Here is a 13,996-nt window from a genome sequence, read left to right as displayed (position 1 = left end):
GCGTTCACGGACTTCGGGGGAAAACTTGTTCTGCTTGCTCATAGTGGCTCCATTCTCTCAAAGGTTGGAGCCTCCGCAAAACCCGGGGCGATTCAGTGAATCTATCGACATGCCTGCGTTTTAGCATGTCGAGCACAGACCTGGCCGCAAGGCGGATGAGACGCACTTTGACATGCCGTCAAAACCATTTGTAAAGCCCAACTTATTAGCCTAATATATTAGGCATTAAATATTTAAATAACTATTTAAATGGGCAAATTTGACACCCCCACCCAAGTCGTTGAGCAGGTAGCGCAACTCGGCCAGCGAATTCGGATCGCACGCATCCGGCGCGGCTGGTCCGTGGCCGATCTGGCGAGCAAGGCGGGCATCAATCGCAACACACTGACCGCGCTGGAACTTGGCCGACCAGGCACGGCGGTCGGAGTGTGCTTCACCGTTCTGTGGGCGCTGGGATTGGAACAGACGCTGAATAGCATAGCCGATCCTGATTCCGATCTGCACGGCAAATCACTGGAAGCCGCGCGACGCCCAATGCGAGCCAGCAAGCCGCGCAAGACTGCTGAAGACTATGACTTCTGAACGAGAAGCCTACATTTACATTCAGTTGCCCGGCTTGCTGGAGACGGTTCCAGCGGCGTTGCTGCGCGTGCAGACCTTGCCGGACGGCACTCAGATCGGACGCTTCCGATACGGCGATCGTTATCTGGCGAGACCTGAAGCGGTAGCGCTCGATCCGTTCCGGCTGCCGCTGGCCAGGCAGGTCTTCGAGTTCACGCAACTCAAAGGTATCCCGGGCTCAGTTCGCGACGCCGCGCCGGATGCCTGGGGCCGTAGAGTAATCGAGCACAAACTGGAGCGAAGTCCGTCGGATCTTCAGGAAATCGACTATCTGCTTCATGGCCCGCAAGACGGAGCCGGGCACCTGAGCTTTGGCCTGAAGGTTGAACCGCCCGCCCCCAAACGCAACTATAACCGGACGCATCAACTGCACGAGCTGATTGCCGCCTCGCAGGCCATCGAGGAAGGCAAGCGCGTAGCCACGCATCTGCTGGAACGGCTCGACCCTGGAACCAGCATGGGTGGCGCGCGTCCAAAGGCGACAATCGAAGACGGCCACTGCCTGTGGCTTGGCAAGTTCCCGGCCAAGGACGACCGTTTCAATCTCCAGCGCGTGGAGTTTGCGACACTCGATCTGGCACGACGCTGCGGCCTGAACGTCACCCAGGCTCGGCTGCAATCCGTTGGCAACAGCGATGTATTGATGCTGCAGCGTTTCGACCGGGAATACACAGAGGGTGGATACCTGCGATATGGTCTGGTCAGCGGCCTGACCGTACTCGACTGCGGTGACAGCCATTTGGACAGAGGCCATTGGTCTTATCCTCTGCTGGCGGACAACTTGCGGAGATGGTCCGACAAACCCGAGGCGGATTGCGCCGAGTTGTTCCGTCGGATGGTCTTCAATGCAGCGGTAACCAATAACGACGATCACCCGCGCAATCATGCCTTGCTGCGCCGGCAGAAAGGCTGGCGGCTTTCACCTGCCTACGATCTGGTCCCTGCCCCCATGCTCAGCCTCGAACGACGCGATCTCGCGTTGACCGTGGGTAGCTACGGGCGCACCGCCAGCATCTACAACCTCTTGTCCCAGGCTGCGCGATTCGGTCTGTCCACAGAAGAAGCTCGTCATGAGATTGACCGGATCATCGAAATCGTTCTGCAGTGGCGGAACAGTTTTATCGCTTGTGGCGTATCTGCAAAAGACATTGAATATATTGCACCGGCTATCTTGCCGGAGTGTTTTTTCCTGGAGCAGAGGCCAGGCTACTGATGCAGTCGAACGTCACACCGGTTACGCTTCAGCCTTGTCGACAGGCCTGAAATTTCAACAGGGAGAACGCAAGCCTGGTGCCAAAGCAAGCCGAAATCCCATCTTCAGCGCTTGCGGCCGCGACCTGGCTTCTTCTGGGTGCCCGCGCGCGGCGCGGCCTCCGGCGATGCGGCATTGCCGTCCGTCATCTGCTCCATCCAGGCCAGCGCATTCACATAGGAAAGGAATTGCCTCAAGTATTCGGGCGACATTTCTTTCATCAACATCAGGGCGCGATGCACCAGTTGGCTGGAATTCAGCGGCCCGGCGTTGTCGGGAATGCGCTTTTCCGAATCCCGCAACTGCCGGTCCGTGCTAAGCCGCAGCCAGGTCGCCTGGGCGGCGTCCAGCATGCCGAGCTCGGGATAATCCGCTCGCGGCGCCAGGCCTGCGGCGATTCTGGCATCTTCCCGCCCCGCATGCCGCTCTGACAGGAAAGCCAGCAGCATGGCCAGCGGTCCCTGTCCAGACACATTGGCATCAGACGCGGAAGGCATCTCCGGATCCCGCGATGCATCGCGGGATGTCTCCTGCGGCGTGCACGGCTCCGGATGTGATCGGGACTCGCCAGCCTGTCCTGTCCCGCGCTCCTGCAGCACCTGCTCGTAGGCGTCCAGCAAAGCGCCCATCTTCGCATCCAGCACCCGGCGAGCCTCGCCGTCATAGCCTTCCGCCCTGCGGGCCATCGCCTGCAGAAAACGGAAACGCACAGGATCCGCACGGCCGGCATCCCGCTCGGCCAAAGCCTGCAGCCTCACGAACGCCGATTGCGCCTCAAGCTCCATCCGTGCCTTCCGTTTCCGCCGAAGGACGCGGGACCGTGGTAATTTCCACGCGCCGGTTGCGCGCGCGGCCGGCCTCGTCCTCATTCGACGCCACCGGCTGCTCCGAGCCGAATGCCGCGGCAAACACGGAAGACGAAGGTATGCCCGCCTGGATGAGCGTGCGCGTCACTGTCAGGGCGCGCTTGGCCGACAGATCCCAATTGTCCTCGAACTTCAGATTGCCTTCCCAGATGGGACGATCATCGGTAAAGCCGCTGACCATCAGGATCTCATCGTGAGTCCGCAGGTATGCCGTCAGGGGTTCGACCAGGCTTTGCAGCACATCCAGGCCTTCGGGCTGCAGCTCGTCGGAGTTCAAGGCGAACAGCACGCTGCCGCTGATGCCGATGCGACCATTGACCAGCGTGACCCTGCCGGCCGCTAGCGGCCCCGCCAGGGCCTGTTCCAGTTCCTGCCTGCGCTGCGTTTCCTGCTGGTGCTGCTCGACCTCGTCCTCCAGCATGGAGGAAAGCTCGAGCTGCATGCCGATGACGCCCATCAGGACCAGCACGAACGCCCCCAACAGGACCGACATCAGGTCTCCGAATACGGCCCATGGCGTAGACATGGGCTCGAGGCCGGTATCCTGATCCGTGCTCATGACTGCGCGGCCTCTGTCTCTTCGCTGCCGGACGCGACGCGCTGCAGTTCATCCAGGATCTGCTTCTGCGACATCAGCGTGAGGTCGACGACCTCGCGCGCCTGGGCAACGTAATAGGCCAGTTGCTCGTCGCTGCGCGTCCCGGCCTTCTCCAGCGCCGCTTCGATACGCTGCAGGCTCGCTCCCAGGGCTTCGTTGGAATCGCTGAAGCGCTGCACCGCGGTACCCAGCGCTTCGCCGAGGCTGGCGACTTCCACCGCGCTGCCCGTCACCTGCGACGCCACGTGCACCAGCTTGCCGGCTTCTTCGTCCACTTTCTGCGCGAACTGCGTTCCGACGCGCTCGAGCAGCTCCGATGAGGTCGTCACCAGCGCATCGATGGCCGAGCGCTGCTGCGTGGATGCGTGGTTGACCGAATCCAGCAGCGTCTCGAGTGTTTCCAGCATGCGGCTGCGCTCTTCCAGCATGGCATTGTCCCGCGCCATCCCGTCGGATATCTGGGCGCGCAATTGCCCGATGACGTCCGCCGCGGCCTTGGGCGCTTCCGCCGCAGCCTGCACCAGTTGCCGGATCTCGGCCATGGTCTGCTGCGACTGCTCCGCCGCATGCGTGGATATATCCGTGGCGACCTGCTCCAGCGTGGCGCATATCTGCTGCTGGCGCGCCTCCGATGCCGCCGCAGCCTGCTCCCACTGCGCCTGCAGCGAGGCCGTGATGCTTCCCGTCTGCTCGCTCCATGCCGCCAGCCGCGCTTCGTCGCCGGACTGCAATGCCTCGCGCAACTCCGCATTTGCCTGTCCGACGGTATCGACGAGCTTCATGGCATGCTGCTCGAATGCCTCGGCCGCCTGCGCCAGCGCCTTGCGATTATCCTCGGCCAGCGCCTGGCTGGTGCTCGCATGGCTGGACAGGGCGCTGTCCCAGGCCTGGGATACCGTCGCGCTGACATTGTCCAGACGCTGCGAGACCGAGGCCAGCAGCTCGGACACCTGCTGTCCCGCCGCCTGCGCAAATTGCGCCTGCGACGCCTGCAGGGCCTGCACGCTCTCCTGGCTTGCCGCCCTGTGCTCTTCCAGAGCCCGGTTCCAGATGCCGGATACGGCATCGGCGGAAGAATCCAGCTTGCCCGCAACGTCCGCCAGCTGCTGGCGCACCGCGGCCGACAAGGCATCCTGCCAGGCGCTGGTTTCGCGGGCCAGGGCCGCCATGGCTGCTTCGACCGCAGGCTGGATGGCCTCGCCCGCCGCCTGGGCGCTTTCCGCTGCGCCGGCCTTGAGCTGACGCTCCAGCGATTCCGCCAGACGCGTTTGCAGCGCCTCCGTCCTTGCGTGGAAATCATCCTGTCCGGACTGTAATTGCTGCCGGTATTCCTGGCCCTGGCGCTCCAGCGCCGCCATCATTTCCGCCAGCCGATCCGTGAGCGCCGGCATTGCCGCAGTCTGCCCCTGCAAGGCCTCGACCGCCGGCGCAATAGCGGCTCCGGCCGCCTTGGCGCTATCTTCCAGGCCCGTACGCAGGGACTGTTCCACGGAGGCGGTCAACTGCGCATAAGCGGCTTCCGTCCTGGCATGGAATGTCTGCTGGCTGTCAACCAGCCGCTGGCCGGTTTCCTGCCCATGACGATCCAGGGACTGCGCCACATCCTGAAGGCGATCCACCAGCGCAGGCATCATGGAGGCCTGCTGCTGAAGCAGCCGGAAGGCTTCTTCGCGCTGCCATGCCTGCGAATAAGGGCGCAGCACCGTGGCGGCGGCCGCGTCCAGGCCTTGCGAGGCCAATTGCCGTTCGCGCCTGCACAGGGCCGAGAGCAGGCCCAGCATGGCGGATGCCGCCACGCCGGCGATGGACGTGCCGAATGCGAAGCCCAGGCCCTGGACCGGCGCGGCCAGCGATGCCCTGATGGCCTGCAGATCGGTCGCATGTTCCAGCGCGACACCCGTGCCCCGCAGCGTGACGACCATGCCCAGGAACGTCCCCAGCATGCCGAGCAGCACCAGCAATCCAGCCAGATAAGGCGTCAGGGCCGGCCCGGGCAATCCGGCCCGCTCGCCCTCGATCCGCAGCCGGACCGCCTGGCGCAAGGAGACGGGAACCTGGCCGAGCCAATCTCCCAGGCTCTCCGGCGTTTCAGTCTGACCGTCCAGCAGGCGCCGCATCGCAATGGTGTCCTGATGGTAGCGATACAGCTCCCACGCCCCCAGCAGGTAAAACGCGCCGATCAGCAGCGTCATGGAAAGCGCCAGCGGATTGCTGCCGACATATCCCGCGCCTATCCAGCCAATGGCGGCAAGCCCGGCCAGGAAAACGACAATATGAATAAATCTGTTCATCTCATGTTCTGTTCAAAATTTTCCAGGCGGCCGATGTCATGACCACCCCTGTGATTTCATTCCCGCAGCGCAGCCTGCAGTCCCTCCGCAGGCTGCATGCGGATATCCAGTTCAGCCAAGAGCACGCGCTGCATGTCCTTGCGGAAACTATCCAGCCATGCACGGGCTTGCTGAGTCGCCGTCCGAGGCGCATCCTCCCTGGACGCCTCGCCCGCCTGCGCGTTCTCGCGCAACTGCTTGAAATGCGCTTCCAGCCGGGAGGGAATCGGCAGCAAAAGGATGTACTCCTTCTCTGCCAGCGCCTGCTCCATGACCGCATCCACCGACGCCAGCTTCGCCATTTCCGGCGATCCGGCGGCAAGCCTGGCCCGCAGGTTCGCACGCAAAGCGCCGATGGCCGTTTCCATACGCTGCTGCAGCGCCAGGTAGCACTGCCGGTACAGCACATAATCAGGATCGTCGTTGCGCGCGACCGCACGCCGCGCCAGCATCCTGCCCTTGGGCGGCGGCCTTACTGCCAGCAGTTCGTCGTCCAGTATCGCTTGCGTCAGTTCGGCACGCACTTCGGTGCACGACACGCTCCCGTCCACAGGCGCGGGCGCGACGGCGCGCTTGCCGCCCTTCAGCGCGGCGGCAAGCGCGATAGCGTCGGCCCAGCCCAGCCATTGGCTCAGTCTGTCCGGCAATGACTGCTCAGACTCGCGAACCTCGGCATTCGCCAGACGCGCAAGAAGGCGCACCAGGGGCGGTCCACCCAAGCCAGTATGTCCCGGCATCTCTCCTTATCCCAGCGTACAAAAACCCTGAAGTTTACACTCTGCAGCCGTCCTACCGCCCCGTGCGATGCAACCAAATGCACCAATGCCGTCCGCTGCGGACGACTACACTTCCCGCGGCGCCTGCTGCATGCGCAGCGCCTCGTTCAATGCCGCCAGTTTTTCCTTCAGCACCTGCCTGATCACGCCCTCGAAAAACAGGCTGGTTTCACTGCGGTCCTGGGTGACCGGAAAGGCCAGTCCGTAGTTCAGCGGGATGCGCGGCAGGAAGCGGCGAATGACAAGTCCGCGATGACGGTGCGCCAGCGCAGCCAGGGGGTCCGCCACCGCTACGCCGCAACCGCCCGCCACCAGATGGCAGGTCATGGAAGCGAACGAAGCTTCGAACTTGTAGTAGGGCCGGTTGCGAAGAATATTGAGCGCCTGGTCCGAGCGGCCCCGCAGCAGGCTGCGCGGCGGCAGGGACACATAGGGTTCCGACTCGAAATCGGCGGCTTCGACAGCATCCATTCCGGCGAAGCGGTGATCCGCCGGCGCGATGGCCACCATGTCCAGCGTCAGCAGCTCCACCGTGTCCAGCGAGGGGTGATCGATCGGCAACTGGGCAAGCACCACGTCGAAGGCTTCTCCACCCAATGTGGACTGAGGCATCAGCGGCATGCGCGCATTGATGCTGACCGACAGTTCCGGGCGCTGCGCATGCGCGCGAATGATCGCATCCAGAAGGAACGCCTCCACCATGTGATTGGCTGCCATGATGTGCAAGCGGTGCGCCCGCTTCAGGCGGATATTCTCCGAAAACACCTGCAAGGCGTCCTTATGCTCCAGCAGCCCCATCATGCGCCGATAGAATTCCGACCCATCCTGGGTCAGGATCAGGCGCCTGCCTTCCTTGCGCAGCAGAGGAAATCCGACATCATCCTCCAATTGCGCCAGTATGCGGCTGACCTGCGGCTGCGTGCGGTGCACCTGCTTGGCCGCCGCTGCGATACCTCCGCCCTGCACCAGTGCGTGCAAGGCCTCGAGCCCGCGGATATTCATCTTTTTCCCCTTCAGCAAACGCCCTGTTCCGGCGCAATTTTCGTGCACCGCAATGGTTCTCTATTGCTTGCATTTTATGCAAGTGTTTAACCTATTTTCGAAATTGACATATATATACAGGAATTCCATCATAGAAAACAACAGGCGCAAGCCAACCGCTGTTTTGCAAGGAATGACTGCACAATGAACACATCGGTCCGTGAAACGATCATCTGGGGAGGCGGCGCCATCGGCGGCGTCATTGCATGCGAGCTGGCCCGCGCAGGTCAGCAGGTAACGCTGGTCGATATCGTCGAGGCGCATGTGGCGCGCATACGCGAGTCAGGCCTGGAACTGGTGGCGCCCGACGGATCCTCCCGCGCCACGGCGATCAGCGCCTGCACGCCTCAAGAGCTGAGCGGACAATATGCACGCATCATCCTGTGCGTGAAGGGGCAGCACACCACGGCGGCAACGCAAATGCTGACGCCTCACCTGCGCGAGGACGGCTGGGTGCTTTCCATGCAGAACGGACTGACCGAACACCGTGTCGCCGCTCTCGCGGGCGCGAGCCGCACAGTCGGCGCACACGTCAATTTTGCCGCGGATTATCTGGAACCGGGCCGCATCCAGTACGGCGGCAAAGGCAGCATGCTGATCGGCGCATTCGCGCCCGATGCCTCCCGCCATGCCATGGATGCAACCGCATTGCTGTCCACCGCATTCCAGGACGTACGCCTCACAGACAACCTGCAAGGCTACAAGTGGAGCAAAGTCTGCCTGGGCGCCATGCTGTTCGTCACTGCCATGAGCAATGAAACCATGGCGGAGCAGTTTGAAAACCCTGCACTCGAACCCTTGTGGCACGCTCTTGCCGCCGAGGTCCTGCGCGTCGCCGATGCTGCAGGCGTTCAACCGGAGCCGTTCGATGGCTTCGAGCCAGCCTGCCTGACGGCAACCGCCAATCCCGCGCAAGTCCGCCACGCGCTGGACGGCATCGCCCACCACTGCCGCACGGCCTGGGTCGCCAAGCCGCGCAGCGGCATCTGGCGCGACCTGCACGTGCGCCATCGTCCGACAGAGGTCGATCCGCAAATCACCGATGTCGTCCTGCATGCGCAGCGCTTGGGCCTGCAGGCCCCCATCGTCCAGCAACTGGTCGGCCTGATCCGGGAAATAGAAAACGGAAAACGCGCAGCCAGTCCCGACAACGCGCTTGAACTGCTGGGAGCCCTTGCATGCTGAACACATCCTTCGCGGGAAAACGCGTTTTCGTCACCGGCGCCACCGGACTGCTGGGCATGGAAATTTCCCAGGCGTTCGCACACGCCGGCGCTACGCTCATGCTGACTGACTGCGTCGCCATGACGGACAGGCTCAAGGCTTTGCTGCCTGAAAGCGCCGCCGTCTCCTTCCACGTCATGGATCTGTCGGACAGCGCAGCCATCCATCGCTGGGTCGAGTCGCTGTCAGATGCCGCTCTGCCCGACGTTGTCGTCAACAACGCAGGCATCTATCCGTTCCACGATCTGCTGACGTCAGAGCCCGGGCAATGCGCGCGCATCTTCGACATCAATACGATGGCGCCCCTGTCATTCATGCAGGCTTTCGGCAAGCGCTGGATTGACGCAGGCAAGCAGGGCAGCATTGTCAACGTTTCCTCGGCCTCGTCCGAGGTCGCCCGCACCAATGGATCGGTCTACGGCGCATCCAAGGCAGCGCTGGAACAACTGACGCGCATGTTCGCCATCCGCCTCGGGCGCCATGGCATCCGCGTGAACGCAGTGCGCCCCGGCATCGCCCAGGACGCCGACAAGGGACAACTGCCGGCAGACCATCTGCAAACCATATCCCAGAGGATTCCGCTGGGGCGCACGCTTGCGCCGGGCGAGCTTTCCGACAGCATTCTTTTCCTGGCCAGCCAGCACGCGAGCTTCGTCACTGGCCAGGTCATTTCCGTCGATGGCGGCGGCAGCATCAACCGCCGCCTGGAACTCATCGCAAATCAAGGTTGACCGCAATGCTTACGATGAATCCGGACACCCGGACCCAATTCCCCTCCTATGAATGGCCTGACGGCAAGCGCTGCGCCGTCATTTTTTCCGTCGACGTCGATGCCGAATCGCCCTATCTGTGGCGCAACCGCATGGAGCCGAAAAACGGCGTCAGCGAAATCGAGCAACGCCGCTATGGCCCGCGGCAAGGCATGTCCCGCATCATGGGCCTGCTGGAAAAACATGCGATCAAGGGCAGCTTCTACGTGCCCGGCATCGTCGCCCAGACGTATCCCGACCTGCTGCCGCGCCTGCTCGAACAGGGGCACGAGGTCGCCTACCACGGTTATCTGCACGAACGCCTGGACGCGCTCGCCCCCGAGACCAGCGAGGCCTTCCTCTCGCAGACCATGGAAATCTTCGAGCGCCAGACCGGACTGCGCAACCTTGGCTACCGTTCGCCGTCATTCGAGCATACGCCGCAGAGCCTGGCCCTGCTCAAGCGCATGGGCGTTTCCTATGACAGTACGCTCATGGGATTCGATCATCCCTACGAAATCGATGGCTTGACGGAGATTCCGACGCAATGGACCCTCGATGACATCCTGTACTTCGCCTATACGGAGAACCGTCGCGACAAGCTGCATCCCGCCAACCCCATTGCCGTGCTCGAAACCTGGCAGGAAGAGTTCGAAGGCACGCGCGAAGCCGGCGGCCTGATGATCATTACCGTGCACGACTGGGTATCCGGAAGGCCGCCGCGTATCCGCCTGCTGGACCGCCTGCTCGACCATATCCGCCAGCATGACGATGTCTGGCTCGCAACCAGCGCGGAGCTTGCCCGCTACCACGAAGGCTCCGTCAACAAAGGGCGTTTTTCCGTCACGACCGAAAAGGGGCAATTCCCGACCACAGTCTGACCCCCGTGGGGCATGAAAGGATAGTTGTTCTTATCCTGGAACTGCCACATTTGATTATCCTTCAGGAGAATATTGAGATGCAGTTGAGCCGTAGAAAATTCCTGGGCGGCATTGCCGGCGCTTCCCTGGCCAGCCTGCCTTCGTTGCAGGCCTTCGCCAAATCGGGCGGCAACTATCCCGACACCACGATCAAGATGACCGTGCCCTTCTCTCCCGGCAGCAATACCGACATCGCAGGCCGGATCTGGGCCGAGATCATCGGTGGACAGCTTGGACAGTCGGTCGTGATCGAGAACCGCCCGGGGGCCGGCGGCAACATCGGCGCCAGCGCCGTTGCACGCGCCACCGCCGACGGCTACAACCTGCTGTACAGCACCGCCACGACCTACGCCATCAACCCGTTCATCTACCCCTCGCTCACCTACGAGCCCATCAAGGACTTCACTACCGTCGGCGTGACCATCAGCGTGCCTGTCGTTCTTGTCGTCTCAGGCCAGAGCGACATCAAGAACTACGAGGATCTCAAGCGCAGCATCAACGAAAATCCCCAGAAGCACAGCTACGGCTCGAATGGCGCAGGCACGTCCAGCCATATCGCATGCAAAGTCATCGCTGACCTGCTGGGCCAGAGCGAGCTTCTGCATGTCCCTTACCGCTCCGGCTCGCAACAGGTCATGTCCGATGTCATCAGCGGCGTCTTGACCTATGCCGTCGATGCCTGGTCCGTCGTCGGCCCGCTGGTCAAGGCCGGACGTTTGCGCGCCATCGCAGTCACCAGCGGTGAACGCCTTTCCGTGGCGCCCGACACCCCTACGCTGTCGGAGCTTTCCGGCAAGGATGCCGTGATCGTGACATGGAATGCGCTCTGGGCGCCTACCGGCACGCCGGACGCCATCCTCGACAAGCTGCACAATGCGCTGTCCGAGGGCCGCAAAGACCCAGCCTTGTCGCAACGCTTCGAATCGCAGGGAACGCCATTGCTGCCGGAGATGAGCCGCCAGGAATGCGAACAGTTCATGCACAGCGAGGTCCAGCGCTGGAAGGGATTCATCGATAGCGCAAACGTCAAGCTCTGATATGGAAAACACGCCGCAGCCATCCGGCGCGACATTCCGTCTTTCGGAATGGTGCGCGAACGTACCGGCGCAGTGGAGCAAGGCAGAGCTGGGCTCTGCCTCCATTGCTTTCATCGACACTATCGCCGTCATGCTGGCAGGCTCATCCCAGCCAGCGCAACAGGACTTCTCCGAGGCCGTACTCGCGCTGGATGGCGGCAACGGAAAAGCGACGGTGGCGGGGCGATCCCTCGCGGCATCGGTGCCATGGGCGGCCATGATCAATGGCTGCGCCGCACACCAACTCGATTTCGATGATGTTCTCGACCCATCGATGTCACATCCCAGCGCCGTGCTCGTTCCGGCCATTCTCGCGCTCGCGCAGAGCCGTGCGAACAGCGGCAAGGACTGTCTGGACGCCTATATCGTAGGCCTGGAAGTGCTCGCCCGGCTGGGAGAGGCCATGAACCTGGCGCATTACTCCAACGGCTGGCACGCGACATCCACGCTGGGCGCCATGGCCGCGGCAGCCGCATGCTCACGCCTGCTGCGCCTGGACGTCAGACGGACGCAAATGGCCATCTCGCTGGCAAGCAGCATGGCAGGCGGATCAAAGTGTCAATTCGGCACCTTCGCAAAGCCCATGCATGCCGGCATGGCGGCAAAGAACGGCATTATCTCCGCACATCTGTCCAGCATGGGAACAGATGCCATCGAAGAGCCGCTGGAAGGTCCCTGGGGCTATATCGCCCTGACCTGCGGCAGCGAAGCGCCAGGATTCGCGCGCGTGCTGCAGAAACTGGGGAAGCAAAGCGCCATGGAAGAACACGGTGTTTCCATCAAGCTGTACCCGTGCTGCAACTCCACCCATCGACCGATCGACGCATTGCTGGCCGTTCTGGCGCAGCACGCCTTCGCCATCGAAGACATCGCCCGCATAGAAGTCCACATTTCCGAAATCGCGGCCCGCAACCTGCGCTACAGCCGCCCGGAGACGCCAGCCCAGGCGCGTTTCAGCCTGGAATACTGCCTGGCGATCGCACTGCGCCAGCGCAACGGTCCTGGTCCCGCGGACTTTACCCCCCATGCCGTGCTGGATACGGAGGTACAGTCCCTGCTGCCGCTCATGGATATCCGCACAGACCCGGAACTTGCCATGCCCGGCTCCGCAGGCGAAGCACCGCATCGCATCCACCTGACCGTACACCTGAAGGATGGCCGGAAAATCGACCAGCGCATGGAGCATCCGCTGGGCCATCCGAAGAACCCGGTCGGGCAGGATACACTGCGTCGCAAGTTCGACGCCTGCGTCAAGGACGTCCTCGGCGAAGATAAGGCCGACAGCCTGTGGCGGCAATTGAGCGCGCTGGAGCAACAACAGGACATCAACACGCTGATGGCGCTGCTCTGAACCGCATCCCGCGTGGGACGAGACGGCGCAGGGCTGCGCCGGCAGCAGGCGATTCACCAGACAGAGAGACAGGAAACATGACGACGACATCCCGGCTTTTCCAACCCATGACACTGAACGGCCTGACACTGGCCAATCGCATCATCATCGCCCCCATGTGCCAGTATTCGGCCACGGAGGGCCTGGCCGGCGACTGGCACAGAATGCATCTCGGGAAACTGGGCAGCAACGGCGCAGGCCTGCTCATCATCGAAGCCACGGGCGTTTCTCCGGAAGGGCGCATCACGCCCGGCTGCCTTGGCCTATGGAACGATGGGCAGGCCGAAGCGCTGCGCGAGACCATTCGCGCAACACGGACCTTCGGGAAGACGTCATTCGGCATCCAGTTGTCGCATGCGGGCCGCAAGGGATCACATGACGCGCCCTTCAACGGCGGCCGTCGCCTGCCGACCGGCGCAGGCGGATGGGAAACGCCGGCGCCCAGCGCCATTGCATTCCAATCCTCGGACGCCAATCCTCCTTTCGCCATGAGCCGGGAGGACATGGACAAGGTCAAGGATGACTTTGCAAGCGCAGCCAGGCGCGCAGTCTCCATCGGCATCGAACTCATCGAACTGCACATGGCGCATGGCTACCTCTTGCATCAATTCCTGTCGCCGCTGGCCAATCAGCGCACCGACAGCTATGGCGGGACACTGGAGAACCGGATGCGCTTTCCACTGGAGGTTTTCCGGGCAGTGCGCGAGAACACGCCCGCCACGCTTCCCGTCGGCATCCGCATCTCTGCCACGGACTGGGTCGAGGGCGGCTGGAGCGAAAGCGATACGCTGGCGCTTTGCCGCCAGCTCAAGACAATGGGGTGCGATTTCTTCCATGTTTCCAGCGGAGGCCTTTCGCCCGACCAGAAAATCCCTGCTGCGCCCGGCTACCAGGTTGCCTTTGCGGCCAGCGTGAAGAAGGAAACCGGCGTTCCCACCATTGCGGTCGGGCTCATCACGGAACCGGCGCAGGCCGAACGCATCCTTGCCGAAGAAGACGCCGACCTGATCGCCGTGGGACGACGCATGCTTTCCGAACCACACTGGCCCTGGCGCGCTGCCGCTGAGCTGCAAGGAAAGATCCATGTCCCGGCGCAGTATCTGCGCGCCGTGCCGGGCGACCAGGACATTGCCATACGCTAGCGCCTGTCGAC

The 13,996-nt window shown here is 62.7% G+C and carries 13 protein-coding genes; 8 read left to right on the top strand and 5 right to left on the bottom strand.

Annotated elements, in window-relative coordinates:
* Window positions 1-249: 249 nt before the first annotated feature.
* Both EV686_RS03705 and EV686_RS03700 read left to right on the top strand, forming a co-directional pair.
* Window positions 250-582 carry a helix-turn-helix domain-containing protein gene (locus tag EV686_RS03705; RefSeq protein ID WP_132473580.1) on the top strand — a complete coding sequence of 111 codons (333 nt, stop codon included), beginning with the start codon at window positions 250-252 and terminating at the stop codon, window positions 580-582.
* Window positions 572-1,834, top strand: coding sequence for a type II toxin-antitoxin system HipA family toxin (locus tag EV686_RS03700; RefSeq protein ID WP_132473578.1), 1,263 nt, complete (start codon window positions 572-574; stop codon window positions 1,832-1,834). Before EV686_RS03705 ends, EV686_RS03700 begins: the two co-directional genes overlap by 11 nt.
* A 104-nt stretch (window positions 1,835-1,938) precedes the next feature.
* Here the strand turns inward: EV686_RS03700 and EV686_RS03695 are convergent, their stop codons facing one another.
* The 5 genes from EV686_RS03695 to EV686_RS03675 form a co-directional block, all read right to left on the bottom strand.
* A complete protein-coding gene (locus tag EV686_RS03695) occupies window positions 1,939-2,658 on the bottom strand; it encodes a DUF2894 domain-containing protein (RefSeq protein ID WP_132473576.1) in 720 nt (239 codons plus the stop codon).
* Window positions 2,648-3,298 carry an OmpA family protein gene (locus tag EV686_RS03690; protein WP_132473574.1) on the bottom strand — a complete coding sequence of 217 codons (651 nt, stop codon included), beginning with the start codon at window positions 3,296-3,298 and terminating at the stop codon, window positions 2,648-2,650. The genes EV686_RS03695 and EV686_RS03690 overlap by 11 nt, the downstream gene beginning before the upstream one ends.
* Window positions 3,295-5,628 carry a DUF802 domain-containing protein gene (locus EV686_RS03685; RefSeq protein ID WP_132473572.1) on the bottom strand — a complete coding sequence of 778 codons (2,334 nt, stop codon included), beginning with the start codon at window positions 5,626-5,628 and terminating at the stop codon, window positions 3,295-3,297. Before EV686_RS03685 ends, EV686_RS03690 begins: the two co-directional genes overlap by 4 nt.
* A 56-nt stretch (window positions 5,629-5,684) precedes the next feature.
* On the bottom strand, window positions 5,685-6,404 hold the full coding sequence (locus EV686_RS03680; RefSeq protein ID WP_132473570.1) for a DUF3348 domain-containing protein: 720 nt from the start codon (window positions 6,402-6,404) through the stop codon (window positions 5,685-5,687).
* A 105-nt stretch (window positions 6,405-6,509) separates the two neighbouring features.
* Window positions 6,510-7,445 (bottom strand): LysR family transcriptional regulator, encoded by a 936-nt coding sequence (locus EV686_RS03675; RefSeq protein ID WP_132473568.1) that lies wholly within the window; start codon window positions 7,443-7,445, stop codon window positions 6,510-6,512.
* Window positions 7,446-7,628: 183 nt separating this feature from the next.
* On the opposite strand from EV686_RS03675, the gene EV686_RS03670 reads away from it, so the two are divergent.
* The 6 genes from EV686_RS03670 to EV686_RS03645 all read left to right on the top strand — a co-directional run bounded on the left by EV686_RS03670 (window position 7,629) and on the right by EV686_RS03645 (window position 13,985).
* Complete coding sequence (locus EV686_RS03670; RefSeq protein ID WP_132473566.1) at window positions 7,629-8,669, top strand: ketopantoate reductase family protein; 1,041 nt, start codon at window positions 7,629-7,631, stop codon at window positions 8,667-8,669.
* Window positions 8,663-9,439 carry an SDR family NAD(P)-dependent oxidoreductase gene (locus tag EV686_RS03665; protein WP_132473564.1) on the top strand — a complete coding sequence of 259 codons (777 nt, stop codon included), beginning with the start codon at window positions 8,663-8,665 and terminating at the stop codon, window positions 9,437-9,439. The genes EV686_RS03670 and EV686_RS03665 overlap by 7 nt, the downstream gene beginning before the upstream one ends.
* A 5-nt stretch (window positions 9,440-9,444) precedes the next feature.
* A complete protein-coding gene (locus EV686_RS03660; protein ID WP_132473562.1) occupies window positions 9,445-10,338 on the top strand; it encodes a polysaccharide deacetylase family protein in 894 nt (297 codons plus the stop codon).
* Between the two features lie 77 nt (window positions 10,339-10,415).
* On the top strand, window positions 10,416-11,414 hold the full coding sequence (locus EV686_RS03655) for a Bug family tripartite tricarboxylate transporter substrate binding protein (RefSeq protein WP_132473560.1): 999 nt from the start codon (window positions 10,416-10,418) through the stop codon (window positions 11,412-11,414).
* Window position 11,415: 1 nt separating this feature from the next.
* Entirely contained in the window at window positions 11,416-12,804 is a 1,389-nt protein-coding gene (locus tag EV686_RS03650; protein WP_132473558.1) for an MmgE/PrpD family protein, read from the top strand.
* A gap of 77 nt (window positions 12,805-12,881) precedes the next feature.
* Window positions 12,882-13,985 (top strand): NADH:flavin oxidoreductase/NADH oxidase, encoded by a 1,104-nt coding sequence (locus EV686_RS03645; protein WP_132473556.1) that lies wholly within the window; start codon window positions 12,882-12,884, stop codon window positions 13,983-13,985.
* The last annotated feature ends 11 nt before the right edge of the window (window positions 13,986-13,996 follow it).

This window comes from Paracandidimonas soli (genome assembly GCF_004342005.1).
Lineage (GTDB): Bacteria > Pseudomonadota > Gammaproteobacteria > Burkholderiales > Burkholderiaceae_B > Paracandidimonas > Paracandidimonas soli.
The sequence above is the reverse complement of the archived record's forward strand: the minus strand, read 5'-3'. Positions and strand labels throughout refer to the sequence as shown.